Annotated in this window: 26 protein-coding genes; 14 read left to right on the plus strand and 12 right to left on the minus strand. The window is 70.4% G+C overall.

All coding sequences use genetic code 11. The annotated features are described in order from the left end of the window. Positions 1-9 precede the first annotated feature (9 nt). Positions 10-258, plus strand: a complete 249-nt coding sequence (locus FK529_RS20630; protein WP_231703121.1) for a hypothetical protein — start codon at positions 10-12, stop codon at positions 256-258. Beyond that, positions 179-1,240 carry a mycofactocin system GMC family oxidoreductase MftG gene (gene mftG, locus FK529_RS15200; protein ID WP_231703107.1) on the plus strand — a complete coding sequence of 354 codons (1,062 nt, stop codon included), beginning with the start codon at positions 179-181 and terminating at the stop codon, positions 1,238-1,240. The genes FK529_RS20630 and mftG overlap by 80 nt, the downstream gene beginning before the upstream one ends. Before the next feature lie 28 nt (positions 1,241-1,268). Here the strand turns inward: mftG and FK529_RS15205 are convergent, their stop codons facing one another. Continuing rightward, positions 1,269-2,576, minus strand: coding sequence for a KasA/KasB family beta-ketoacyl-ACP synthase (locus FK529_RS15205; RefSeq protein WP_146562715.1), 1,308 nt, complete (start codon positions 2,574-2,576; stop codon positions 1,269-1,271). Positions 2,577-2,947: 371 nt separating this feature from the next. On the opposite strand from FK529_RS15205, the gene FK529_RS15210 reads away from it, so the two are divergent. Then, positions 2,948-4,363, plus strand: a complete 1,416-nt coding sequence (locus tag FK529_RS15210; RefSeq protein WP_146562717.1) for an ethanolamine ammonia-lyase subunit EutB — start codon at positions 2,948-2,950, stop codon at positions 4,361-4,363. Then, the gene (gene eutC, locus FK529_RS15215; protein WP_146562720.1) at positions 4,360-5,133 is read left to right on the plus strand and encodes an ethanolamine ammonia-lyase subunit EutC; all 774 of its coding nucleotides are present in this window, start codon (positions 4,360-4,362) and stop codon (positions 5,131-5,133) included. The genes FK529_RS15210 and eutC overlap by 4 nt, the downstream gene beginning before the upstream one ends. Here the strand turns inward: eutC and FK529_RS15220 are convergent, their stop codons facing one another. Further along, complete coding sequence (locus FK529_RS15220) at positions 5,134-5,898, minus strand: helix-turn-helix domain-containing protein (RefSeq protein ID WP_231703108.1); 765 nt, start codon at positions 5,896-5,898, stop codon at positions 5,134-5,136. Positions 5,899-5,972: 74 nt separating this feature from the next. Between FK529_RS15220 and FK529_RS15225 the strand changes: the two genes are divergently transcribed. Beyond that, the gene (locus tag FK529_RS15225) at positions 5,973-6,470 is read left to right on the plus strand and encodes a VOC family protein (RefSeq protein WP_146562721.1); all 498 of its coding nucleotides are present in this window, start codon (positions 5,973-5,975) and stop codon (positions 6,468-6,470) included. A 40-nt stretch (positions 6,471-6,510) separates the two neighbouring features. After that, positions 6,511-7,506 carry a glutathione S-transferase family protein gene (locus FK529_RS15230; RefSeq protein ID WP_146562723.1) on the plus strand — a complete coding sequence of 332 codons (996 nt, stop codon included), beginning with the start codon at positions 6,511-6,513 and terminating at the stop codon, positions 7,504-7,506. A 63-nt stretch (positions 7,507-7,569) separates the two neighbouring features. On the opposite strand, the gene FK529_RS15235 is transcribed toward FK529_RS15230, so the two are convergent. Both FK529_RS15235 and FK529_RS15240 read right to left on the minus strand, forming a co-directional pair. Next, positions 7,570-8,802, minus strand: coding sequence for an HNH endonuclease (locus FK529_RS15235; RefSeq protein WP_146562725.1), 1,233 nt, complete (start codon positions 8,800-8,802; stop codon positions 7,570-7,572). A 62-nt stretch (positions 8,803-8,864) separates the two neighbouring features. After that, positions 8,865-9,689, minus strand: coding sequence for an aminoglycoside phosphotransferase family protein (locus tag FK529_RS15240; protein WP_231703109.1), 825 nt, complete (start codon positions 9,687-9,689; stop codon positions 8,865-8,867). Positions 9,690-9,785: 96 nt separating this feature from the next. Here FK529_RS15240 and FK529_RS15245 point away from each other — a divergent pair, with 96 nt between their 5' ends. Next, on the plus strand, positions 9,786-10,208 hold the full coding sequence (locus FK529_RS15245) for a nitroreductase/quinone reductase family protein (protein WP_146562846.1): 423 nt from the start codon (positions 9,786-9,788) through the stop codon (positions 10,206-10,208). A 13-nt stretch (positions 10,209-10,221) separates the two neighbouring features. On the opposite strand, the gene FK529_RS15250 is transcribed toward FK529_RS15245, so the two are convergent. From FK529_RS15250 to FK529_RS15265, 4 genes are all read right to left on the minus strand, one after another. Continuing rightward, positions 10,222-11,733: an MFS transporter gene (locus tag FK529_RS15250; protein ID WP_166436425.1), complete on the minus strand. Its 1,512-nt coding sequence runs from the start codon at positions 11,731-11,733 to the stop codon at positions 10,222-10,224. 43 nt (positions 11,734-11,776) lie between these two features. Further along, the gene (locus tag FK529_RS15255; RefSeq protein WP_146562731.1) at positions 11,777-12,748 is read right to left on the minus strand and encodes a HEAT repeat domain-containing protein; all 972 of its coding nucleotides are present in this window, start codon (positions 12,746-12,748) and stop codon (positions 11,777-11,779) included. A gap of 19 nt (positions 12,749-12,767) precedes the next feature. After that, on the minus strand, positions 12,768-13,397 hold the full coding sequence (locus tag FK529_RS15260) for a HEAT repeat domain-containing protein (RefSeq protein ID WP_146562733.1): 630 nt from the start codon (positions 13,395-13,397) through the stop codon (positions 12,768-12,770). An 82-nt stretch (positions 13,398-13,479) separates the two neighbouring features. After that, positions 13,480-13,665 carry a YegP family protein gene (locus tag FK529_RS15265; RefSeq protein ID WP_146562735.1) on the minus strand — a complete coding sequence of 62 codons (186 nt, stop codon included), beginning with the start codon at positions 13,663-13,665 and terminating at the stop codon, positions 13,480-13,482. A gap of 193 nt (positions 13,666-13,858) precedes the next feature. Between FK529_RS15265 and FK529_RS15270 the strand changes: the two genes are divergently transcribed. The 6 genes from FK529_RS15270 to FK529_RS20640 all read left to right on the plus strand — a co-directional run bounded on the left by FK529_RS15270 (position 13,859) and on the right by FK529_RS20640 (position 20,909). Further along, positions 13,859-14,989, plus strand: coding sequence for an SPFH domain-containing protein (locus tag FK529_RS15270; protein WP_231703110.1), 1,131 nt, complete (start codon positions 13,859-13,861; stop codon positions 14,987-14,989). A gap of 140 nt (positions 14,990-15,129) precedes the next feature. Then, entirely contained in the window at positions 15,130-16,227 is a 1,098-nt protein-coding gene (locus tag FK529_RS15275) for a TFIIB-type zinc ribbon-containing protein (RefSeq protein ID WP_231703111.1), read from the plus strand. A 26-nt stretch (positions 16,228-16,253) separates the two neighbouring features. Then, positions 16,254-16,688, plus strand: coding sequence for a hypothetical protein (locus tag FK529_RS15280; RefSeq protein WP_146562739.1), 435 nt, complete (start codon positions 16,254-16,256; stop codon positions 16,686-16,688). A gap of 68 nt (positions 16,689-16,756) precedes the next feature. Then, positions 16,757-19,432: a DNA polymerase I gene (gene polA / locus FK529_RS15285; RefSeq protein ID WP_231703124.1), complete on the plus strand. Its 2,676-nt coding sequence runs from the start codon at positions 16,757-16,759 to the stop codon at positions 19,430-19,432. Positions 19,433-19,631: 199 nt separating this feature from the next. Beyond that, a complete protein-coding gene (locus FK529_RS20635; RefSeq protein WP_231703112.1) occupies positions 19,632-20,333 on the plus strand; it encodes an RNA-dependent RNA polymerase family protein in 702 nt (233 codons plus the stop codon). 105 nt (positions 20,334-20,438) lie between these two features. After that, positions 20,439-20,909, plus strand: a complete 471-nt coding sequence (locus FK529_RS20640) for a reverse transcriptase domain-containing protein (RefSeq protein WP_269432099.1) — start codon at positions 20,439-20,441, stop codon at positions 20,907-20,909. Positions 20,910-20,924: 15 nt separating this feature from the next. Here FK529_RS20640 and FK529_RS15295 read toward each other — a convergent pair whose 3' ends face one another. From FK529_RS15295 to FK529_RS15310, 4 genes are all read right to left on the minus strand, one after another. Then, complete coding sequence (locus FK529_RS15295; protein ID WP_146562741.1) at positions 20,925-21,320, minus strand: hemophore-related protein; 396 nt, start codon at positions 21,318-21,320, stop codon at positions 20,925-20,927. 26 nt (positions 21,321-21,346) lie between these two features. Further along, on the minus strand, positions 21,347-21,700 hold the full coding sequence (locus FK529_RS15300) for a hemophore-related protein (RefSeq protein ID WP_146562743.1): 354 nt from the start codon (positions 21,698-21,700) through the stop codon (positions 21,347-21,349). Positions 21,701-21,817: 117 nt separating this feature from the next. Next, positions 21,818-22,291 carry a hypothetical protein gene (locus FK529_RS15305; protein WP_146562745.1) on the minus strand — a complete coding sequence of 158 codons (474 nt, stop codon included), beginning with the start codon at positions 22,289-22,291 and terminating at the stop codon, positions 21,818-21,820. A gap of 101 nt (positions 22,292-22,392) precedes the next feature. Next, a complete protein-coding gene (locus FK529_RS15310; protein WP_146562852.1) occupies positions 22,393-23,178 on the minus strand; it encodes a class I SAM-dependent methyltransferase in 786 nt (261 codons plus the stop codon). 165 nt (positions 23,179-23,343) lie between these two features. Here FK529_RS15310 and rpsA point away from each other — a divergent pair, with 165 nt between their 5' ends. Continuing rightward, positions 23,344-24,831 (plus strand): 30S ribosomal protein S1, encoded by a 1,488-nt coding sequence (gene rpsA, locus FK529_RS15315; RefSeq protein ID WP_146562747.1) that lies wholly within the window; start codon positions 23,344-23,346, stop codon positions 24,829-24,831. The last annotated feature ends 99 nt before the right edge of the window (positions 24,832-24,930 follow it).

Consider the following 24,930-nt stretch of genomic DNA (forward strand, 5'->3'; position numbering starts at 1 on the left):
GCGGTCGTGGTGGGGGCGGGCAGCGCCGGTCTCGCGGTTGCACATGCTCTCGGCCGCGACCGGAAGGTCGTGCTCGTCGAAGAGGGGCCAGTAACCGCGCCGTCCGCCGCGACTCGGCGCCTCACTCGCCTCCCCCTGGAGGGCGACCGAGCCCGCCGGTACGCCGAGTCCCGGCGTCGTGACGTGGTGCGGGGCAGGGGGCTGGGGGGGTTCGGCAGCGGTCAACGGGGGCTACTTTCTCCGCGGGCATCGGGATGACTACGCCACCTGGCCGTGGTCGCAGGAGCGAATCGCGGCGACGTTCGATCGTCTGGACGGCGGCGCGGCCGGTGGCGGGCTTCTCCGCGTCTCCGCGTTCGCCGATGCGGAGTTGGGGCCAGTCGCGAACACGTTCGAGTCATACTGGCGCTCGGGAGGTCTCGCCTTCTCTGAGGCCACTCCGTGGGCGGGCACAGGACTCAATCGCGTCCGGTCCAATCGGCACGCGGGTGCGCGTTGGACGGCGGCCGACGCTCTTCCGCTCCCCGTCGACACCACCCTCGTCCGCGCGACTGCGACCGCTCTGATTGGAGCCCACGGCACGATCGTGGGAGTGCGCACCACGGCGGGAAGGATCTACGCCCCCGAGATCGTCCTCGCCGCCGGGACCCTGGGGTCGGGCGCGTTGCTTCTGCCGTGGACCGGACCGCTGACCACGCTGGAGCATCCGGAACGCATCGTCCGGTTCGCGTCGCGCACCGGGCTGACGCCGGTCCCGCTTCTGCAAACTGTCCTGCACACGGACGACGGCCTGGAGGTGCGCTGCTACGGTGACGACTTCGCCGCATACATCCCGGGCGTGCCACGGCGCGGAGTCCCGATCGGGGTCGCCGATATGAGTCGCCCGACGCGCGGCGTCCTCGCGATGAACGGGTCGTTGGACCTCGGTGACCCGGACGAGGATTCCCGAGCCCGCCTGGAGCGCGGAGTCGACGACGTCGTGGCCATGCTCGTCTCGCCCGCGTTCGCCGATCTCGTGGAGCCCGGGTCGATCGTGGTTGAACCGGTCATCGGCATGTCGTCGCACGCGTGGGGCACGCTTCCCCTTGGAGAGCGCACCGATGCCGCCGGCAGACTCGATGGACTCGCGGGCGTGCGGGTCGTCGACGGCTCGGTGCTCACAGCGCTCCTGCGGGGCGGCCCACACGCGAGTGTCCTCGCCGCGGCGGCACTGATCGCCGAGACGATGCGCGCCGAGTAAGGCCCCGCGGAGGAGCGCTACCGTCGGATCAGTATTTGCCGAAGGCGAGGGCCACGTCGTGCCCGCCGAAACCGAACGAGTTGTTCAGCGCGTACTTGTAGTCGCCCTTGCGCGCCTCGCCGTGCACCACGTCGAGCTCGATCTCCGGGTCCTGGTTCTCCAGGTTCAGGGTCGGCGGGATGACACCGTCGCGCAGCGAGAGCACTGTCAGGGCCGCCTCCAGGGCGCCGACAGCGCCGATCGAGTGGCCCAGCGCGCCCTTGGGGGCGTAGATCGCCGCGTCCGTGCCGACGACGGCGTTGATGGCCTTGGCCTCGGCGAGGTCGCCGATGGGGGTCGCGGTGGCGTGCGCGTTGATGTAGTCGATGTCCGCGCGACCCAGGCCGGCGGTCTCCATAGCGCGCTTCATGGCGCGGGCGGCGCCGCCGCCCTCCACGTCGGGGGAGACCATGTGGTAGCCGTCGGAGGTGATGCCGGCGCCGAGCAGCCGCGCGATGGGCTTCGCGCCGCGGGCGAGGGCGTGCTCCTCGGTCTCGATGATCATCAGCGTCTGCGCCTCGCCGAAGACGAAGCCGTCGCGGTCCTTGTCGAACGGGCGCGAGGCGGCGAGCGGATCGTCGTTGCGGGTGGAGAGGGCGCGCATCATGGCGAACGGGGCGATGACGGGGCTGTCGATCCGGCCCTCGATGCCGCCGCAGACGGCGATGTCCGCGTCGCCGAGGACGATCTGGCGCCAGGCGTGGGCGATGGCCTCGTTGCCGGTCGAGCAAGCGGAGACAGGGGCGATGGCGCCGGCGCGGGCACCGATCTCCAGCGCGGAGACGGCGCACGCGCCGTTCGGCATGGCCATCTGCACGGTGAAGGGCGAGACCTTGCGGACGCCGTGATCGCGCAGCGCGTCGACGGCCTCGACCATCGACTCGCCGCCGCCGAGGCCGGTACCCACTACCGCGGCGAGGCGGTTGGGGTCGACGTCGGGTCGGCCCGCGTTGTCCCAGAGGCGCTTGGTGATGACGTGTGCCGCCTGCTCCACGTAGGACATGCGACGCTTGCTCACGTGCTGCTTGCTGATGTCGCCCGCGTACTTGCGGTCGGGCCGCTCGGGCACCTCGGAGGTGGGGTCCTCGAGCAGCTGGCCGCCGAAGCGGACCGGGAGGTCGGCGATGTCCACGCCGATGAAATCGCCCTTGAGCTCGCGAACGCCGCTCTTGCCGGCCAGAAGGCCCGCCCAGGTGGACTCGGTGTCGGTGCCGATCGAGGTGGTCATCTCGATCGCGGTGACCACGACGTTGGGGAACTGTCCGCCGAGCGTGCTGAAACTCCGGATGTCTGCCATGCCTTCCATGAAACAGGACCGGATCGCCCTTCCGGCTGTTCTCAGGTGAGAACTTCACCTTCGTGTCTTGTGGGATCGTCACGAACCGTTCGGTTCATCCCCGTCCGCGCGCGTGTGACGACTGTCACGACCTCGATTCCGATCGCGAAGCCCCGCTTCGCTCTTTGACGCGTAGTGCTCCAGATCACATCAGCAAGACCTGCCGTTGAAGCAAGCGTCACCATCGAGTCCGACGACTACCTCGCCCGACGCCCCCTCCGGTCGGGATCCGCCGGCTGGGTGCGAAGGTGCCGGTTCGGGGCGCCGACGGTGTCCCGCTGGGCTTCGTTGCGGATACCGTCTACTAAAGGCCGCTCTCGAACGGAGGAACCGTGATCCGCAGCCAATCCGTCCGCGGGAAGTCCTTCACCTTCATGTCGATGGCAGACCTGCTGGCCAAGGCCACGCCGCTGCGCTCGGGCGACCAACTCGCTGGGTGCGCGGCCGCCTCGGATGCCGAGCGCGCGGCGGCCAAGTGGGCACTCGCCGAGGTTCCGCTCACCGCGCTGCTCGAGGAACTCGTGGTGCCCTACGAGTCGGACGAGGTCACCCGCCTCATCATCGACGGCCATGACCGCGCGGCGTTCGCGCCGATGGCGCACCTCACGGTCGGGGACCTCCGGGACCTCCTCCTGCGGATCGCGGTGTCCGACGACGCCGGTGCCCGGCTCGCGGCGCTCGGCCCGGCCCTCACTCCTGAGATGGTGGCGGCCGTCAGCAAGCTGATGCGCAATCAGGACCTCATCGCGGTCGCGCGGGCGGTCCGGGTCACCTCCGGATTCCGCACGACCGTAGGCCTGCCCGGCACGCTCGCCACGCGCCTGCAGCCGAACCACCCCACGGACGATCTGCGCGGCATCGCCGCCGCCACCCTCGACGGCCTCCTGCTGGGCTGCGGCGACGCGGTGATCGGCATCAACCCCGCCACCGATTCGCCGCACGCGACGTCCGACCTGCTGCACTTGCTCGATGAGGTGCGCACGCGCTTCGACATCCCCACCCAGTCCTGCGTGCTCAGCCACGTCACCACCACTCTCGGGCTCATCGAGCAGGGCGCACCCGTCGACCTGGTGTTCCAGTCGATCGCCGGTACCGAGGGCGCGAACTCCGCTTTCGGTGTATCGATCTCGTTGCTGGACGAGGCCAACGCTGCGGCCCGCGAGCTGGAACGCGGCACCGTCGGAGACAACGTCATGTACCTGGAGACCGGACAGGGCTCCGCACTGTCCTCCGGTACACACTTCGGCACCGACGGAGCGCCCGTCGACCAGCAGACGCTCGAGACCCGCGCCTATGCGGTGGCGCGACACCTCGATCCGCTGCTGGTGAACACCGTCGTCGGCTTCATCGGCCCCGAGTACCTCTACGACGGCAAGCAGATCACGCGCGCCGGCCTTGAGGACCACTTCTGCGGCAAGCTCTTGGGTCTGCCGATGGGCGTCGACGTTTGCTACACCAACCACGCGGAAGCCGACCAGGACGACATGGACCACCTGCTCACGCTACTCGCGGTCGCGGGTGTCTCGTTCGTGATCACGGTGCCCGGCGCTGACGACGTCATGCTCGGCTACCAGTCGCTCGCTTTTCACGACGCGCTCTACGTGCGTCGGGCCCTGGGCCTGCGGCCCGCGCCGGAGTTCGACGCCTGGCTCGCCCGGCAGGGGATGATCGACGAGTTCGGTGGTCTCCGCGACGTGGCCGTCGAAGCGTCCCCCCTGCGTGAGCTTGCGGTGGGATCTCCGCGGTGAGTGCGCCCGAGCGGTCCGATGACTCGTTCTGGGACGCCCTGCGCACCACCACCCAGTCGCGGATCGGACTGGGGCGCACCGGCGATGCTCTGCCCACACGGCGCGTCCTTGAGTTCGCGGCGGCGCACGCCGCAGCGCGCGACGCGGTCCATCAGCCGCTCGACGCCGATGAGCTCGTCGCCCGCGCCCGTGACCTGGGCCTCGGTGAACCCGTCGTCGTCACCAGTCGCGCCGCCGACCGGGGCGAGTACCTACGCCGCCCGGACCTGGGTCGGGTGCCGGCAGATCTGTCTGACCTCGAGGCCACGTCCGACGGTGCCGCCGACGTCGCCCTCGTGCTCGCCGACGGTCTCTCGCCGCGGGCGCTCACCGATCACGGCGTCGCGTTGGCTGCGGCGGTCCTCGCCGCGCTCCCGCCTGACGTGATCGTCGCCCCGCCGGTGATCGCCACACAGACCCGCGTGGCGCTGGGGGATCACGTCGCCCGCGCACTCGGCGTCCGAACCCTGCTCGTCCTCATCGGAGAACGGCCGGGCCTGTCCGTGGCCGACAGCCTCGGCATTTACCTCACCCACCGTGCGGACCCGGAGGACTTCGGCGCCGGCATCACCGACGCGCACCGCAACTGCATCTCCAACATTCACCCGCCAGAAGGCCTCGGCTACGCCGACGCGGCTCGCATCGCCGCAGCTCTCGTCGTCGGCGCCCGGCGGCTCGGGCGCTCAGGTGTCGACCTCAAGGACACCTCCCGTGCAGAGCTGGAGGACTGATCACTGCGTCGTCCGGCGGTAACCGCCGGGCGTGAAGCCGAGGACCTTGCGGAAGTCCCGCACGAGGTGCGACTGGTCGGCGTACCCGAGGTCGGTGGCGATCTGTGCGACAGAGGTGTCGGGTTCCGTACTGAGCAGGTGCGCCGCGAGCTGCAGCCTGCGGCGGTGAATGAGCGCCAACGGTGTGAGCCCCACGAAGCGCCGGGTGAGGCGCTGCGCCGTCCGCGCAGAGACTCCGATCGCCGCGGCCGCGTCCTCGACCGTGATGATCGCGTCGTCCTCCTCGATCGCCACGACCAATAGATTGGCGAGCGCGGCTTCGTCGGACACCGTCGGGACCCTTGCGGTGAGCCAGGATTCGACGGCGAGGCAGGCGGTGGCGAGGTCCCCGCGGCCCATCGCGGCGGCGACGGACGCGTGCAGCTCCGGGGCGTCCACGGCGGGGTAGGCGTTGAGAATCTCACGGGCGTTCCCGGTGACCGCGGGCGTCGCCGCGGGCCGCAGGAGCGCGCCGACGGCCCAGCCGGTGCCGACCAGGTCGCGGTGCGAGCGCTCCGTCGTCGCGCCCGCGAGACCCACCAGGTTCGGCTCGACGACGAGGTTCAGGGCCGGGAACGCCAGCACGTCCTGCCGCGACGTGCAGCCCGGCGCGATGGTCCACTGCGAGATCCAGAACCAGCGGACGAGCGGGCGCGCGGAGGGGGAGGCGGCCCGGCGCTCGAAAGTGGGGAGCTGCTGGGGATAGAGGATGCCGCGGGGATTCACGGATCGATCGTAGGCGCGGTATCTGTCGCGAATGTTCAATCGAGGGTGACCGGTGCGCTCGTAGCGTTGCTCGCATGACAGAGAACCTCACCGCCGCGAGCGGCGCACACACCACCGACGGGGTCCCGCACTCGTTCTCGTCGCTGACGCCCTTCCTCGCCCTCCCGAACGCGAAGGCGGCCATCGACTTCTACGTGTCCGTGTTCGGCGCCCGATCGCTGGGCGTGACCGAGATGGGCGGTGTCGTCGTGCACGCCGAACTCGACTTCGGGCACGGCCGCCTCCAGCTCGGGGAGCCTAACGAGCAGTTCGGCCTCATCGCGCCGCCCGGGGGTGATGCCGACTGCTATTCGCTGGGCCTGTACTGCAGCAGCGTCGACGACGTGGTCGTGCGCGCCGAGGCCGCGGGCGCGACGATCCGCGAGCCGGTGGCGAACTTCGTCTCCGGCGACCGGTTCGCCAGCATCCGCGACCCGTTCGGCGTGCGCTGGTCGATCATGACCCGCATCGAGGACCTCAGCGACGACGAGAGCGCCGCCCGCGTCCGGGAGTGGGCGGCGGCACAGGCCTGAACCCCGGCGGGCGCCGCCGCCGGTCACTAACGTGGACGGCATGAGCGAGGAACAGGGCAGCTACGTCACCGCGGACCGACCGTACGAGCGCGACACCCGGTACATCGAAACCCGCATCACCCGCGACGGCCGGGACGGCTACCCGGTCGAGCCCGGCCGGTACCGGCTGGTCGCCTCGTACGCCTGCCCGTGGGCCACCCGCACGATCATCGTGCGGCGACTGCTGGGCCTCGAGAACGCCATCTCCCTCGGCATCGCCGGTCCGACGCATGACAAGCGGTCATGGACCTTCGACCTCGACCCGGACGGTCTCGACCCCGTGCTCAAGATTCCCCGCTTGCAGGACGCCTACTTCAAGCGGGTCCCGGACTACCCGAAGGGCATCACGGTGCCCGCCATCGTCGACGTGCCCACCGGCGCGGTGGTCACGAACGACTTCCCCCAGATCACCCTCGACTTCGCACTCGAGTGGACCGACTACCACCGTCCCGGCGCCCCGCAGCTCTACCCCGAGGATCTGCGCGGCGAGATCGACGAGGTGAACAAGCTGGTCTATCGCGACGTGAACAACGGCGTGTACCGCTGTGGCTTCGCCGGCTCCCAGGAGTCCTACGACGCCGCGTACGATCAGCTCTTCTCCCGGCTCGACTGGCTCACCGAGCGCCTCGCCACTCAGCGGTACCTGGTAGGCGACACCATCACCGAGGCCGACGTGCGACTGTTCACCACCCTCGCCCGATTCGATCCGGTGTACCACGGCCATTTCAAGTGCAACCGCGAGAAGTTGAGCGAGATGCCCGTGCTCTGGGCCTATGCGCGCGACCTGTTCCAGACGCCGGGCTTTGGCGATGCGACCCACTTCGAGCACATCAAGCAGCACTACTACGAGGTGCACCGGGACATCAATCCGTCGGGCATCGTGCCGAAGGGACCGGACCTGAAGAACTGGTTCTCCGAGCACGGCCGGGAGAAGCTGGGCGGCAGCCCCTTCGGTGCAGGCACCGCACCCGCGCCGCTACCCGTCCCCGCTGGCTGACAGCGCCGCGCTCGACCGAAAGGTCGACACCGCGAGCGGTGCGTACGTCCGGTCGGATTCAGGCTAGGCGGCCTGGTCCGGTGCGGTGGATCGGTGGTGGTGTCCGCTCGGTGTTCGGGTGTCGACGGTGTGCCGTCCGGTCGGGTCGTCGATGACTGCGCTGTGCCAGCCGGTGGCTTCCTTGGCGTAGTTGCAGGCCGCGCACAGGCCCTGCCCGTTGCTGAAGCTGGTTTCTCCACCTTTCGCGTGTGGGACGACGTGGTCGGTGTGCGCGATGGGTGCGTCGCAGTAGGGGGTGCGGCAGTACCGGTCGCGGGCTCGGATCATCTCCGCGAGCCCGTCGGGGAAGCACCGCTGCCGGGAGTCCATCCCGACGACCGCACCCGATTCCGGTGCGAGGTAGAGGCGTCGGATCCAGGCGACGCCCGCGGCGGTGGCTTTGCCGATGAGGTTGCGGGCGATCTCCGCCGGGACCGTCCCGCCGCCGTCCAGGTGCGCGGTGCCGGGCTGATCGCCGAGGAGGACTGTCGCGGGCATTGTCAGGTTCACCAGCACCGGCTGGCCTTGGGCGGCGTCGCGGCCGGTGAGGCGGGCGAACGCGGTGTCGGCCATGACCTGCCCTCGGGTGCGCAGGTCCCCGGCGACCCCGATCAGGGTGTCCGCGTGCCTGCGTAACGCCGCGTAGACGCCGACGCCCTGCGCCACCGGCAGCAGCAGCGACACCCGCGCCATGCCCTCGGGCAGCGGGCGGATGGTCACCGTCCGGTCCTTCTCCGCGCACGCGTCCCGATCGACCGTGGCCCGCCCGTCCAACGCGTACCCCACCTGCTTCACCCGCGCGGCGAGCTGCGTGAGGCCCATGCCCGCGAGCGTTCCCGGGTCGGCGCACAACTGCTCATCCGCGCGGTGTCGGTCCGTGACCTCCAGGTGCGACAGCCCCGACACGATCACCGGAACAGCCTCCGGCGACAGATCACCCTCGCGCAGCCGGGCAAGGGTGTGCGGCAGGTTCTTCTCCAACTCCACCGCACGCGCCAGGAACTTCGCGCCCGTGTGCGGCGACAGGTGCAACGCTAACCCGATCTCCGCGGCGACGCCCTGCTGCCAGCGGTCCTGCGGCAACCCGGCCGCGATCCGCTCGCAGACCCGCTCCCGCAGCAACTCGACCGCCGACCGGTATTGCTCGAACACCGTCCGGCAGCGCCGCCGTTCCATCGAACGCAACCGCTCGGCCGCGCCGTCGGCGGATCCCGGTTCGGGTGGTTGATCGTCGTCTACACCTGTGTCTTCGTCCATACCCTGACGCTACGCCGGCCCACCGACAAGTTTTCGAACTACGTGGTACGAATCGAATTTCATCACGATGCTCCCCGCGTCAGATGATGTGCCGCGAGGTCCGCGACGGCGAAATCCCGTTCCCGACCGTCGGTGTCGCCGTCCTCGTCGAACCACGCGGCGGAGAGCCCCGCGAAGGCGATCACCCACTGCAGCAGGCGATCGCGGGGCACGCCGGACGCGGCGACGATCACGTCGAGCTGACGCGCGAACCGGGCCGGATCCGCCGCGGACGGTAGGTCGGGGTTCGTCAGCAGGTTGGCGTAGTCGTAGCCGCGCTCGCCGACCACGCACTTCGGATCGATCGCCAGCCAGCCCCGCACGCCGAAGTCGAGGACGTTGGCGTGATGCACGTCGCCGTGCAGGACCACCTTGTCGCGCGGCTCTGCGAGCAATGCCTCCGCCGCCGCCCACGACCGCCGGTACCGCTCATCCGCGCCGCGGGCCGCCGCGAGGGAGCCGAACCATTCGCGCAGGGGGACGAGGCGGACAGCGGGGGAGTCAGGACGGGGCCTGTGCAGGTGTTCGACGGTGCCGCACAGGATCCGGGTCGCCTCGTCGTCGCGGCCGCCCAGTGCCATCGCCATGAGGTCGCTCGAGCCCGTCGCCCGCTCCATCAGCACCGTGTCGCCCTCGTGCGCGAACACCTCGGCGGCGCCGTCGCCGCCCCACCACCGCAGCACCGCGGCGCCCGCCCGCTCCTCGGCGGAATTCGCCCGCTTGAGCATCGCGGCGCGGCCGCGCCACCGCACGGGCAGCAGATCGCTGCCGGGCGTGGCGATCGGCGCACCGTCGGGGGAGGCGGCCCAGCGTGCGAGGACCTCCCGCCAGGGATCGAGTGGATGCACAGCAGTCGATCCTAGGGGGCGCATGATGGTCGGATGAGTGACGACGAGGGTGAACCTTCAGTGGCGATGGCGCGGGTGCGGGCGCATGATGACAACGTGAGCGACTTCAATCAGGGCATCATCGACGAGTTCCGCGCCAACGGCGGCACCGTGACCGCCATGGGCTTCGGGCGGGCACTCGTGCTCGTCCACAGCACCGGCGCTAAATCCGGAGCCCCGCGGGTGAATCCGCTGGCCGCGATACGCGACGACGAGGGCTGGCTGCTCCCCGCCTCCGCCGGCGGATCGCCGAAGAACCCCGCCTGGTACCACAATCTGCGAGCGCACCCGGATATCGAGATCGAGTACCCGAACGACGAGGGTGGGATCTCGACCGCACAGGTCTCGGCCCACGAGCTGACCGGCGCTGCCCGCGACGAGGCGTGGGCGCGGTTCGTCGCGCGGTCGAGCAGCTTCGCCGAGTACGAGAAGACGGCGCAGGGGCGCGTGATCCCTGTCTTCCGGTTGACCCCGCGCTGATCTCCGCGCCGACTCAGACCCGCGCCGGATCCGGTGCTGGTTTCCGGTCGCGCATCACGACGAACGCCGCGATCGCGGTGACCACCAAGACCGCGCTGGACACGCCGACCGTCGTGGTGACGGCGTCGACCCACGCCGACCGGGCGGCGTCGGCCAGCGCTGCGCCGTCGGGCCCGGCGATCCCCTCCGCCAGCGACAGGGTGTCGCCGAGCGTGCGCGCCATCCCGTCGTGCCGGGTGAAGACCGCCGTGGCCACGGAGCCGAGCACCGCGAGCCCCAGAGCCGTGCCGAGCTCGAAGCTCATCTCCGACATCGCGGAGGCCTGGCCCGCCCGCTCGCGCGGGGCGGTATCGAGGGCGACCGCCGAGACGAACGTGAACAGCGTGCCGTAGCCGACGCCGGCGAGGACGGTACCGAGCACGTACAGCCAGGCGGGGCCGACGGTGCCGAGCCCGACGAGCAGCAGCTGGCCCGCGGCGGAGAACAGCAGGGCGGCGACGAACGTGCTGCGCCGGCCGAGGTATCGCTCGATCCACGGCGCACGCATCGAGAAGTAGGCGACGACGGCGGCGGCGGGCAGGCCCAGAAGCGCCGCGGCGAGCACGTCGAAGCCGACCACCGACTGCAGGTAGATGCCCGTGAGGTACGACATCGAGCTCAGCGTCGACACTGCAAGGATCGTGCCGGCGATGGCCATCGCGAAGTAGCGGTTGCGGAACAGGTCGAAAGGGATCAGGGGGTGCTCCGCGCGACGTTGCTGCACGATGAACGCGATCAGCGCGATCGCGCCGACGGCACTGGCCGCCAGGGTAGTGCCGTCGACGCCGTGCCCCGCCGCCGATTTCACCGCGTAGACCAGGGGGAAGATGGCGGCCATCGAGAGTGCGACGCCCGCCAGATCGAACGGTGTCGTCGTACCGCTGCGGAACTCCGGGATCAGCAGGGGGCCGGCGATCAGGAAGGCCAGGAAGACCGGAGCGTTGATCAGGAACACCGAGCCCCACCAGAAGTGGTGCAGCAGCACTCCGCCGATGACCGGGCCGACCGCCATGCCGAACGAGAACGCCGCGGTCCACACGCCGACTGCGATGCCTCGGGCCTTCGGGTCGTGGAACATGTTGGCGATGAGCGCCAGGCTGGCCGGCAGGAGGGTCGCGCCACCGACGCCCATGAGGGCGCGCGCGGCGATGAGCAGTTCCGGCGACGGCGCGAAGGCGGCGATCACCGAGGCGACGCCGAAAAGAGCGGCTCCCCAGGTCATGAGGCGGCGGCGCCCCCAGCGGTCGCCGAGGTTGCCCATCGTGATGAGCAGGCCGGCCAGCATGAACGGGTAGATGTCGAGGATCCACAGCTGCTCGGCCGAGGTCGGATGCAGCGCGGCCGTGAGGTGGGGCATCGCCAGGTACAGCACCGACGCGTCCATCGAGACCAGGAACACCGGCAGCAGCAGCGCGGCGAGTCCGGCCCAGGCGCGGCGCGGGGTGGTCGACACGACGAACTCCTCTACAGCGATCTCGACAGGCATCGACGGCGTGCGCACGCCGGCTGGCTACAGGGTACGCAGCAGCTCAGCGTCGCAGGATGAACGCTGCGGTGCCGGCGATCCGCGGGTCGGCGTCGTCGGCGAGTCCGCGCAGCGCCGCCTCCGCGCCGGTGGTGGGGATCTCGGCGAGGGCCTGCACCGCCCGCTGGCGGACCGCGTAGTCGTCCGCATCCCGCGCCATCGTCGCCAGCTCGGCGGCGAGGTCGTCTGCATCGGGGTCCGTCGCCGCGATCGTCCCGAGCGCCTCCGCGGCGTCGACGTCCTTCTCGCCGTCCCGCACCATGCGCAGCAGCTGCGGAGCGGCCGCGCTGTCGCCTCGGCGCCCCAGCGCGACGGCCGCGATCACCCGCACGGCGTCGTCGTCGTGCCCCAGCGCCGCCCGCAGCGCCTCGTCCTGACCGGGCGCTGCGGCGAGGGCCAGGGCGGCGCGACGGCGGACGGCGGGATCGGGAGAGCCCAGCGCGGCGACGAGCGGCGCGAAGTCCGGCCCATCGGACTGGGTGAGGGCCCAGCGCAGCGCCCCCGCGACATTGGTGCTCTCCTCTTTGAGGAGCGCCTCGGCGAGCGCGTCGGCGGGAGCCCGCCCCGTGAGCGCGGCGCGCTGTCGCGCCCCGGGCGTGGCGCTGGTCAGGCGCGAGAGCAGTCCCACCACGTCGAGGACTTGCTCCCACCCGTCCGGACCGGCGGCGGAGACCCGCTCCAGCCGCTCCACGAGCTCCGTCTCCAGCCGGACCCGTTCGCGGGCGCGGGCGATCATGTCCGCGACGATCCGATCGGGCGCGAACGAGGGGTCGTCGAGCGCCCGCCCGATCTCCTTGAGGGACAACCCGAGCGAGCGGAGGCTCTCCACGTGAAAGATGCGGCGGATGTCCTCCTCGGAGTACTCGCGGTAGCCGGACGACGACCGCTGGGACGGACACACCAGCCCTAGCGAGTCGTAATGCCGCAGCATCCGCGCACTCACCCCCGAGCGTCGCGCCACTTCGCCGATCTGCATCGTTCTGCGGTCCCCTCGATCAATTCGCGCGCCCGAGTGCCGCGACCCGTCGGGCCTCGTGCACGGCGCTCGCCCATCCGGAGTCGGGATCCTCGAGCAGGCGCTCGGTCTCCGCGACGTGCTCGCGGGCGGCGTCGGTAGCCGGTGCGCCGACCAGGGCGGAGGCGCCCTCGTCGCCGAGCGCCAGGATCGCGCGGCTCAGGCTGCGGCGCGTCTCCGCGTCGCCGCGCCCCAGCTGCGCGACGAACGCACGGGCGGCGGACCGTCGGGCAGCGGCGTCCGGCGCGAGCGACCCGGACGCGCGCCACGCGGCCTTCGCGACCTCGTCGTCGGCGTCGCCCGTGAGCGCGAGGATCTCGCCGAAGGCAGCCGCGGCCTCGGCGCCGCCGATCTTCGACAGCGAGTGCAAGGCCTGACTCCGGGCCTGCGGCACGGGCGAACCGAGCTCCGCGCGGAGCAGCGGCACGCTCTCGGCCGCCGGCAAGCGCGTGAGGGCCCACGTGAGCATGTCGCGGACGAAGAAGTCGGGTTCGACCGCACTGCGCGCGACCAGAGCCGCCGCAGGGACGGTTCCGGGCGCGGTGCCCGCATCGAGGGCCGCGCGCAGGCGGATCGAGGCGTTCTGATGGTCGAGCGGGGTCCGGGCCATGGCGGCCACCTCCTGTGGGTCGTCGGTGGCTCGATGGAAGACCCTGCCACTGTGTCAAGGTCAAGCGCTGCAGGTCAGCGACTCACTCCTTGTCGACGTCGACCACCTTCGCGCCGTCAGCGGCACGGACGACCGCGGCCGCTCCGTCGTGCGCGCCCTTGCGCGAGGCGTAGGCCTGGCCCGAGGCCACGACCTCACCGTTGCCGGCCTTGAGCCGGAAGCGGAACTTGCCTGCGTTGTCCTCGTACACCTCGAACTTGCCTGCCATGGGGAGTGCCTTTCTCGTGGTGATCCCCGTCGTCGGGGCCGGATGCAGCGTATGACGTCACCCACAAGAATGTGAGGTGAAGACCCCGACACGCCGGGCCCGGATCGGTGCGATCGGAACCATCGTCAGCGTGCGCTCGGCTGCTCTCCGGGCGCGTGGCTATCGTGGGGCGAAGACGGCAACGACGACAGGGGTGGCAACGCAGATGGGGATCATGGACAGGGTCCGGGGCGAGCTCGTCGACATCATCGAGTGGCTCGAGGATGACCGATCGACGATGGCGTGGCGGTTCCCGCGCTACAACAACGAGATCAAGAACGGCGCGGAGCTCATCGTGCGCGAGGGGCAGGAGGCGCTCTTCGTCTACCGGGGGCAGCTCGCGGACCGGTACGGCCCGGGCAACTACCGGCTGGTCTCCGAGAACATGCCGGTCATGTCCACGCTGCAGGGATGGCCGCACGGCTTCAAGAGCCCGTTCCGCAGCGAGGTCTACTTCATCAACACCCGTCCCATCACCGACCTGCGCTGGGGCACGGCGAACCCGATCACCATCCGGGACCAGGACTTCGGCATGGTCCAGGTGCGCGCCAACGGGCTGTGCATCGTCCGGGTGGTGGACTCGCCGACCTTCCTGCGCCAGGTGATCGGCACCGACTCCAACGTGGACTCCGACGAGATCGCCGAGCTGCTGCGACGCACCATCACCACCGCCTTCTCCGAGATGCTCATCGAGACCGGCGTGGGCGCGATCGACCTGCAGGCCCGGCAGCGTGAACTCGCCGCGAAGCTGCAGGAGTACGTGCAGTCGAAGATCAACCAGCCGTACGGGCTCGCGTGTGAGGCCATCGAACTCAACATCTCCCTACCCGACGAGATCACGCAGGCCATGACGCGCGGCGTCGCGCGCGGCGTGGAGGCGAAGGGTTACTACGGGAACATCGGCGATATGAACCGCTTCCAGCAGGGCCGCGCCGCCGACGCCATGCTCGGCGCCGCCACGAACGAGGGCGGCGGCGGGGCCGGCGACTTCCTCGGCGCGGGAATGGGCATGGCCATGGGGCAGCAGTTCGCGCAGAACTTCCAGAACCAGGCCACCCCGCAGCAGCAGGCGCCGCCGCCCCTGCCGAACGCGCAGGCCTTCCACGTCGAGCAGAACGGCCAGTCGGCCGGCCCGTTCCCCATCGAGCAGCTGCGCACCATGAACCTCACCCCGCAGACGTTGGTGTGGTCACCCACGCTCAGCGGCTGGACGCCGGCCGGGCAGGTGCCCGCCCTGTCGTCGTTGTTCGGGCAGACGCCGCCCCCGTTGCCGCCACGGTCGTAGCGATGACGACGCCGCCTCCGCTGCCCGGTGGTCCCGGGCGGCCACCCGAGCAGCCGCGCCCGCCGCAGCCACCCCGCCCACCTGCCCCCGCGCGCCCTTCCCCGCTGCTGCCCGGCGTCCCATCGGCGAACGACCGCGAGATGCTGCAGATCACCGAACAGACCCGCACCTACCCGTGCGGGAACTGCGGCGATGCCCTGGTCTACGACCCGGCGATCGGGAAGCTGCGCTCGCCCAGCTGCGGCAGCACCTACCCGGTGCTGCTCGACAGCGCCAAGGCGCTGGTCCCGCACCCACTGGGACCCACCATGAACGCGCTGTACGCCCACGCCGCGTCGGCGGAACAGGTGCGAGTCGTCGACCACGAGGTGGTGTGCCAGAACTGCGGCGGGCACACGTTGTTCAGCGGCACGCTCACCGCCGTGCGCTGCCCGTACTGCAACACTCCGATCCAGCGGACCGACGTCCAGGTGGCGCCGGCCCGGCTTCCCATCGACGGGATCCTGCCGCTGCGGGTCGACGAGGACCAGGCCCGGCGGAACATCGAGTCCTGGGTCAACAGCCGCTGGTTCGCGCCGCGCGAGTTCAAGAAGTACCGCGTACTCGGCTCGTTCACCAGCGTCTACCTCTCGTACTACAGCTACGACGCCGAGGTGACCACCGACTACTCGGGGGCACGCGGCGTGCGCCGGACCCGGCGCGACCGCGACGGCAATATCGAGACCTACACCGACTGGTATCCGGCGAGCGGCAGGGTGCACGACAGCATCCGGCAGCTGGCCGAATCGGCCAACACGGGCCTCGACTCCGACCGGGTCCGGGCACTGGAGCCCTGGCCCACCGAGCAGTCGGTCTCGTACACGCCGGAGTTCGTCGCGGGCCACCTGGCCCGGACCTACGACGGGGACGCCGCGCAGGTCTTCGAGGCGCAGGCGCGGCCGCGGATCGAGGGCATCATCGAGCACTCGGTGCGCCGCGACATCGGCGGCGATGAGCAGCGGATCAGCCGGATGAACCCGGTCTACCAGTCGATCGACTTCCTCTACTTGCTGATGCCCGTGTGGCTGCTCACCGTCACCTTCGCGAACAAGCCGTTCCAGGTCTTCGTCAACGGGGTGACCGGCGAAGTCCAAGGTCAGCGGCCGTGGAGCGCGATCAAGATCGCCTTCGCCATCGCCCTGGGGTTGCTGCTCGTCGGGCTGGCGGTGTACCTCTACATGCAGGTCCGCGGCGGGTAGCCGCCGCGGCGACGAGGAGGTACGTCATGTCGTGGATCTTCATGGTGATTCTCGCGGTCGTGGTGCTGGCCGTGCTCGCAGCGACCGGCTTCGCGATCGCGCTGGTACGCAACAGTCGCCGGCAGCAGCAGGCCGAGGCGGCGATGCCCTTCCCGTCCCGGGCCCCGTTGTCCTGGTCGGGCTCGCACGTCCCCGAGGCGCGTCTGCACCGCCGCATCCGCACGGCGCTGCGCGCCTTCGAGCAGCCCGCGGGGGTCCTCTCGGCCGCGCAGCTCGACGCCCAGGTGACGCTCACCATCACCGCGCAGGAGATCGACGACCGGCTCGTCGCCATCGCAGCCCTGCCGGAGACGGAGAAGGAGCCCGCTCTCGAGGCGGCCACCGCGGACGTCACCGAGCTGGAACGACGTATCGCCGATACGGTGGTCGTGCGGCCCCAGCTCCCGCCCACGACGAGCTGACGAAAGCTGTCGGGGGCGATCACTAGACTGCCGGTGTGACTTCAGCGAACTCCTCGACCAAGCCCACGATGCTGCTGATCGACGGGCACTCGATGGCGTTCCGCGCCTTCTTCGCGCTCCCGCTCGACGGTGGCCGTTTCCGCACCAAGTCGGGGCAGCCGACCAACGCGGTGTACGGCTTCACGTCGATGCTGATCAAGCTCCTCAAGGAGGAGGCGCCCGGCTACGTCGCCGCGGCCTTCGACGTCTCCCGCCAGACCTTCCGCGCCGAGATGTACCCCGAGTACAAGGCGCAGCGCAGCTCCGCCCCGGACGACTTCCGCGGTCAGGTCGACGTGGTCAAGGACGTGCTCGGCGCCATGGGCATCCCCACCATGGCGCAGGAGGGCTACGAGGCGGACGACATCATCGCCACCATGACCGCGCAGGCCGTGGAGCAGGGCTTCCGGGTCCTCATCGTCACCGGCGACCGGGACGCGCTGCAGCTCGTCAACGACGACGTGACGGTGCTCTATCCCCGCAAGGGCGTTTCGGATCTCACCCGGTTCACGCCGGAGGAGGTGGAGGCGAAGTACGGCCTCACCCCGTCGCAGTATCCGGACTACGCGGCGCTGCGCGGCGATCCCTCCGACAACCTGCCGGGCATCCCCGGCGTCGGCGAGAAGACGGCCGCCAAATGGATCCGGGAGTACGGAAACCTCGAGGGCCTGGTCACCAATGTCGACAAGGTCAAGGGCAAGGTGGGCGATTCGCTACGCGAGAACCTCGCGACGGTGCAGCTCAATCGTCAGATCACCGAGATGGTGCGCGATATGGCGCTGCCCTACGCTCCGGAGGACCTGGCTCTGCAGCCGTGGAACCGCGAGGCCATCCACCAGCTCTTCGACGACCTCGAGTTCCGGGTGCTGCGCGAGCGCATCTTCACCGAGCTCGCCAGCGCCGAGCCGGAGGCCGACGAGGGCTTCGAGATCTCCGGCGGGATCGTCGCGCCGGGCACCGTCGCCGAGTGGCTCGCCGAGCACGGCGCCTCGGGCGCGCGGTCCGGGCTCGGCGTGATCGGCCCTGAGGTCGTGGTCGACGGCGACGCGGAGGCCGTCGTCATCGCCGCCCCCGACGGCGAGGGTGGGTACGTAGAGCTCTCGTCGCTGACCCCGCACGACGAGGCGGCGCTCGGCGCCTGGCTGGCGGACGAGGCGCAGCCCAAGGCCGCGCACGAGGCGAAGTGGGCGATGCACGCCCTCGGCAGCCGCGGCTGGACGCTGGGTGGCCTCACCTCGGACACCGCCATCGCGGCGTACCTGGTACGCCCGGGGCAGCGCACCTTCAACCTGGACGACCTCTCGGTGCGGTACCTGCACCGCGAGCTGCGTGTCGAGGCCGCGGGTGACGATGCGCAGCTCTCGCTGCTCGACGACCCGGATGATTCGGCGGGCGAGAAGGCGCAGCAGGCCATCCTGCGGGCGCGTGCCGTCGCCGACCTGGCGGACGCGCTCGACGGCGAGTTGGACAACATCGAGTCGCGGCCACTGCTCGCGGCGATGGAGCTGCCGCTACTTCGCGTGCTCGACGTCATGGAGGCCACCGGCATCGCGGTCGACACGGAGCACCTCGAGTCGCTGCACAGCGAATTCAGCGAGCGGATCCGCGCCGCCGAGGCTGCGGCGTTCGCGGAGATCGGGGAGCAGATCAATCTCGGCTCGCCCAAGCAGTTGCAGGTGATTCTGTTCGAGAAGCTGGGCCTGCCGAAGACGAAGAAGACGAAGACGGGGTACACCACCGACGCGGCGGCGCTCGAGGCACTCTACGAGAAGGAGCCGCACCCCTTCCTGCAGCACCTCTTGGAGCACCGCGACGCGACGCGGCTCAAGGTCACGGTCGAGGGGCTCCTGAAGACCGTCGCCTCCGACGGGCGGATCCATTCGACGTTCAACCAGACGGTGGCGGCCACCGGCCGGCTTTCGTCGACCGACCCCAACCTGCAGAACATCCCGGTGCGCACCGAGGCGGGCCGGCAGATCCGGCAGGCCTTCGTCGCGGGCGAGGGCTACGAGACGCTGATGACGGCGGACTACAGCCAGATCGAGATGCGGATCATGGCCCACCTCTCCGGCGACGAGGGGCTCATCGAGGCATTCAACACCGGCGAGGACCTGCATAACTTCGTCGGTTCCAAGGCCTTCGGCGTCCCGATCGACGAGGTCACGCCCGATATGCGGCGCCGAGTGAAGGCCATGTCCTACGGCCTCGCTTACGGACTTTCGGCCTTCGGCCTCGCAGCGCAGCTGAAGATTTCGCGCGACGATGCGAAGGACCAGATGGAGGCGTACTTCTCTCGTTTCGGCGGGGTGCGGGACTACCTGCAGGACGTGGTCACCGAGGCCACCCGCAATGAGTACACGGAAACGATCTACGGCCGTCGCCGGTACCTGCCGGACCTCACGTCCACGAACCGGATGCGCCGCGAGGCCGCCGAGCGGATGGCGCTCAACGCGCCCATCCAGGGCAGCGCCGCCGACATCATCAAGGTCGCGATGATCCGGCTGCAGGAGCAGATCGCCGCCGCCGGCCTGCGCTCGCGGATGCTCCTCCAGGTGCACGACGAGCTCGTCCTTGAGGTAGCCGCGGGGGAGCGGGAGCAGCTCGAAGCGCTGGTCCGCGACACGATGGGCGGCGCCGCGGAACTGTCCGTCCCGCTGGAGGTCTCCGTCGGCTACGGCCGCAGCTGGGACGACGCGGCGCACTAGTCCGCGGTGAGGTGTGGCAGTCTGAATTCATGCGACGTCGCTCGGGTGAGGTAGGATCTGTGAGATCCGTCCCAGCGGTAACCGCTGGGGGCACCGCACAGTCACACCCTGCGTCCCACGCCGGCGCGTGCGCTGCGCGCACCACACGGCGCTCCGGGACTCTGTTCCAGGTCACCCGAGCGGCGCTCGCATCCCACGCATGACGTCCGTCGAGATCGTCCGGCGTCTACCGCGGGCACAGCGGTACGCGATCGCCGATCGGGTCCACCTCCTTGCCGAGGACCTGTGGACCGCGGAGATGATCACGTCGCTGATCCGAGGCACGGTGCCCGAACACCTGCTGGAGCCCGTCGTCCTGGCGCTTCTGGACGGGCACCCGGAGCCGCCGGTGCGTTTCGTTGACGGCCGACTTCTGCAGTCGGGTCCGGAGCCGATCGCGGCCGCGCTCGACACCGTCCGCCTCCGCGACACCGTGGCCGCCGGAGACCGCGGCGACGTGCCCGGCCTCGCCCTGCCCGATGTTGCGGCCGTCGCCAGAATGCTCGACCTCACGATGCCTGAGCTCGAGTGGTTCGCCGATCACGGTCAGTGGCTTCGACATTCGGCTCCGCCTCTGCGGCACTACCGCGTCCGGCGGATACCGAAGCCGACCGGGGGAGTGCGTGTCATCGAGGCGCCGAAGCCGCGACTAGCCGAGGCGCAGCGGCGGATCCTGCGGCGCGTCCTCGACCCCGCTGGGGCACATCCTGCGGCCCGGGGATTCCGCCCGGGCGGATCGGTGCTCGCCTACGCCTCGCCCCATGTCGGCAGTCGTTCGGTGGTCCGGCTCGACCTCCGTGACTGCTTCTCGACGGTCGCGGTGCCCCGCGTCCGGAACCTCTTCCGGCGGTTGGGGTATTAGGCCCCGGTAGCGACGGTCCTGGCGGATCTGTGCACCGTCGCGACGCCTGCCGACGAGCTCCGCGGCCTCGATGCGTGGCGGGCCGCCACGCTGCGGGCGCGGCACCTGCCGCAGGGCGCGCCGTCGTCGCCCGCGCTGGTGAATCTGGCGCTGCACCGACTGGATGCGCGGCTCACCGGGCTCGCCCGCGCGCAGGACGCACGTTACACCCGCTACGGCGACGACCTCGCCATCTCGGGGGCGCGCGATCCGGCGCTGATCGCGGGGGTGGTGCCCACGATCGTGGCGGCGGAGGGGCTATCGGTGAACCCGCGCAAGACGCGGATCATGCGGGCCGGCGCACGGCAGGAACTCGCGGGCATCGTGGTCAACGCCCGTGCTCAGGTCCCCCGGGCCGAGTACGACGACCTGCGCGCCCTGCTGCACAACGCGGCCCGTTTCGGCGCCGAGAGCCAGAACCGCGATGGGCACGACGACTTCCGCGCCTTCGTCTACGGCCGGATCGCCTGGGTCGCCCAGGGCAACGAGCAGCGACGAGCGCGCCTGCTCACCATGGTCGCACGCGTGCGGTGGTGAGCAGGCGCAGCGGGACTACTTGGCCTTCGCGGTCGCGCAGGTGCTGTAGGCGTCCGCCACGGCGCGCTGCACGTTCGCCTGCTCGCCGGCCAGGCTCATGACGCTGCCGGTACCACGGAAGGCGAGGGCGGCCACGCGGACCTGGCGGACCAGCCCGTCGGAGGCCGCGATGTCCGCGAACTCCTGCGGTCCGCCGGCAGCCTCCTCGAGACGCTTGGACAGGCCCGGCGACGAGCGGTCGATCGCGGCCCGCAGCTGACCGACGGTGCACGACGTTCCGGGGACGGCACGCGCGGACTGGGCGTCGGGCTTGGGCGGCGCGGGGGTCGGAGCGGCGGCGGCGAGGGGCGCGCCGGCGAGGGCGATCGCGCCCAGGACAGCGGCGGTGGCGGCGGTGCGGCGGAAGGTCATGCGGGAGTGCCTTTCGGTGAGGATGGTCAGTACTTGTCGCAGGTCGCGATGACCTTCGCGATCTTCGCGTCGATGTCGGCGCGGTTGGCCTTGTAGTAGTCGGCCGCCGCCGGATTGTCCTTGGTCAGCCGATCGATGATCGACTGGCGATCCTCGGGCTTCGCGGTGAGGAGTTCGGTCGCCTGGTCTCGGCCGCCGGGGGTGGCGTCCATGACCGCGATCGCCTCGGGGGCGACGACCTGGGTGGCACGCTCAACCTGCCCGACGGTGCACTTGGTGCCGGGCACCTTGTCGGTCGGCGCGGCGGACGCGACGGCGGGGGCGAAGGCGAGGGCGCCCGCGAGGGCTGCGACCGCGGCGGCGATGCGGATCCGGCTCATGACTGTCTCCTGTTCGGGCGGTGACCACTGCCTCGCGAGAGTACCGGGTCGGCACGCGCGACGAAAGGACGGCACCGGGAAAGAACAACCCGCTGCCGTCCGATCGAAACCCGAGTACTAGCTGGTGGTGCAGCTCGCCTTGACCGCCGCGATCTTCTGCTCCACCTGGGGCTTCGTGGGCTTCGTCTTGCCGTCGTGCGGCTTCGGACGCGCGGCTTTCGTCTGCCCGGGGTGCGCCTTCTGCCATTCTGCCCGGCGGGCATCGCGGGCCTTCTTCGCGGCGTCCCGGGCCGCCGCCCGCTGCTCGGGGGTCTTGACGAGCATCTGCTCGAACCGGTCCTTCGCCTTCGCGTTGGTGCTGATGTGCTGCCAGAACTCCGGCGCGACTTTCGCGGTGGCGCGCTCGACCTGGCCGACGTTGCACTGGGTGCCGGGGACCGGCGCCGTCGGAGAGACGGGCGCAGCGTTCGCGGCCGCGGGGACGAGGAGTGCGGCGCCGGACAGCGTTGCCGCGGCTGCGGTCGCCGCCGCCAGCCGAGTGCGGGTGAATCGGTTCATCGAATGGGTCTCCTTGTGCAGCTGTGCGGTCACCGAACGGACCGCTCGCCCACGAGTGGACCCGCTCTCCTTGAACGCGAGACCACGATCAGCTGTGAATCCGCTGGAGTCCGGACACCGCGGTACGGACCCGGCTAAACCGGCTTTTCGCAGACGAAGATGGCCGTCCCCGGAAGGATCGCGCCGCGCAGCGGGCTCCACTGTCCCCACTCCTGGGTGAAGCCCTCGGGCCACTCCGGCTCGATCACGTCGACCAACCGCAGGCCGGCGCCGACGATCTCGCGGACGCGGTCGCCCATCGTCCGATGGTGCTCGACGTACGTCGGGACTCCGTCGTCGTCGGTCTCCACGTACGGCGAGCGATCGAAGTACGACAGCGTCGCGACCAGGCCGTCCGGCCCCGGATCGTCGAGGAAGATCCAGCGCATCGGATGGGTGACCGCGAAGACGAATCGGCCGCCCGGACGCAGGACGCGGTGCGCCTCCGTCATCACCCGCGCGGAATCGGCGACGAACGGGATCGCGCCGAAGGCGGAACAGACGATGTCGGCGCACCCGTCCGCGATGGGCAGGTTCTCGCCCCCGGCCTGGGCGAGGAGCGGATTGCCTTCGCGGACGTGGGAGAGGCCGCGGCGCAGCATGCCGGCGGAGATGTCGATCCCGACCACGGTGGCGCCGCGCGCCGCGAGCCAGCGTGCGCACGGGGCGCTGCCGCACCCGATCTCGACCGCGACGGTTCCCGGCCCGACGGGGCCGAGCAACTCGGCATCGGCCTCGTCCAGGCCCTCCGGGCACCACACGAACCCGCCGTCGGCGGCGTCGACGCCCAGGAACTCGGCGTGCTCGGCGTGGTAGGCCTCGACGTCGGAGTCCCACCAGGACCGGTTCGCGGCCTCGGAGCCGGCGCTGTCGCTGCGCATGTCCGGTGTGGGGCGGTGGGACACGGGAGTGAACCTCTCGGTTGCGGGTGCGGAGAGGGCGGTTTGCCCAGGTTGCACACGGTGGAGTAGCCTGAGCCACGCGTGTGCCCATGCGTGCGCGATCTAGACCTCACTACTAGCACCCTGTCCGGAGCAACTTACCCAATGCCCACCACCACCGTCACGTCCCCGCAGGTCGCCGTCAACGACATCGGCTCCGCGGAGGACTTCCTCGCCGCGATCGACGCTACGATCAAGTACTTCAACGATGGCGACATCGTCGAGGGAACCATCGTCAAGGTCGACCGTGACGAGGTCCTGCTCGACATCGGTTACAAGACCGAGGGCGTCATCCCCTCCCGTGAGCTGAGCATCAAGCACGACGTCGACCCGTCCGAGGTCGTCAACGTCGGCGATGCCGTCGAGGCCCTCGTCCTCACCAAGGAGGACAAGGAAGGCCGTCTGATCCTGTCCAAGAAGCGCGCGCAGTACGAGCGCGCCTGGGGCACGATCGAAGAGCTCAAGGAGAAGGACGAGGCCGTCAAGGGCACCGTCATCGAGGTGGTCAAGGGTGGTCTGATCCTGGACATCGGCCTCCGCGGCTTCCTCCCGGCCTCGCTGGTCGAGATGCGTCGTGTGCGCGACCTCCAGCCGTACATCGGCAAGGAGATCGAGGCGAAGATCATCGAGCTCGACAAGAACCGCAACAACGTGGTCCTGTCGCGCCGCGCGTGGCTCGAGCAGACCCAGTCCGAGGTCCGCAGCGAGTTCCTGCACCAGCTGCAGAAGGGCCAGGTCCGCAAGGGCGTCGTGTCCTCGATCGTCAACTTCGGTGCCTTCGTGGACCTGGGCGGCGTCGACGGCCTCGTGCACGTCTCGGAGCTGTCCTGGAAGCACATCGATCACCCGTCCGAGGTGGTCACCGTGGGCGACGAGGTCACCGTCGAGGTCCTCGACGTCGACCTGGACCGCGAGCGCGTCTCGCTGTCGCTCAAGGCGACCCAGGAGGATCCGTGGCGCCAGTTCGCCCGGACCCACGCCATCGGCCAGATCGTGCCCGGCAAGGTCACCAAGCTCGTCCCGTTCGGCGCCTTCGTCCGCGTCGAGGAGGGCATCGAGGGTCTCGTCCACATCTCGGAGCTGGCCGAGCGCCACGTCGAGGTCCCGGATCAGGTCGTCTCGGTCGGCGACGACGCCATGGTGCGCGTCATCGACATCGACCTCGAGCGTCGTCGCATCTCGCTGAGCCTCAAGCAGGCGAACGAGGACTACACCGAGGAGTTCGACCCGTCGAAGTACGGCATGGCCGACAGCTACGACGAGAACGGCGAGTACATCTTCCCCGAGGGCTTCGATCCCGAGACCAACGAGTGGCTCGAGGGCTTCGAGAAGCAGCGCGAGGAGTGGGAGGGTCGCTACGCCGAGGCGGAGCGTCGCCACAAGATGCACACCGCGCAGATGGAGAAGTTCGCGGCCGACGAGGCCGCCGAGGCCGCTGCCGGCGGTCCGGCTGCGGGTGGCGCGAACTACTCGAGCGAGTCGGCCACCGCCGACCGCAGTGGTGCCAGCGAGGCGCCGCAGAGCACCGGCGGTTCGCTGGCCAGCGACGCACAGCTCGCCGCGCTCCGCGAGAAGCTCTCGGGCAACGCCTGATCCGCTTCGCGCAACGACGCCGAACGCCCCGCATCCTGCACAGGATGCGGGGCGTTCCCGCATCAAGGCCGGCGTCCGCCCGGTGGCGCCGGCACCGAT

The organism is Tsukamurella asaccharolytica, assembly GCF_007858435.1.
GTDB lineage: Bacteria > Actinomycetota > Actinomycetes > Mycobacteriales > Mycobacteriaceae > Tsukamurella > Tsukamurella asaccharolytica.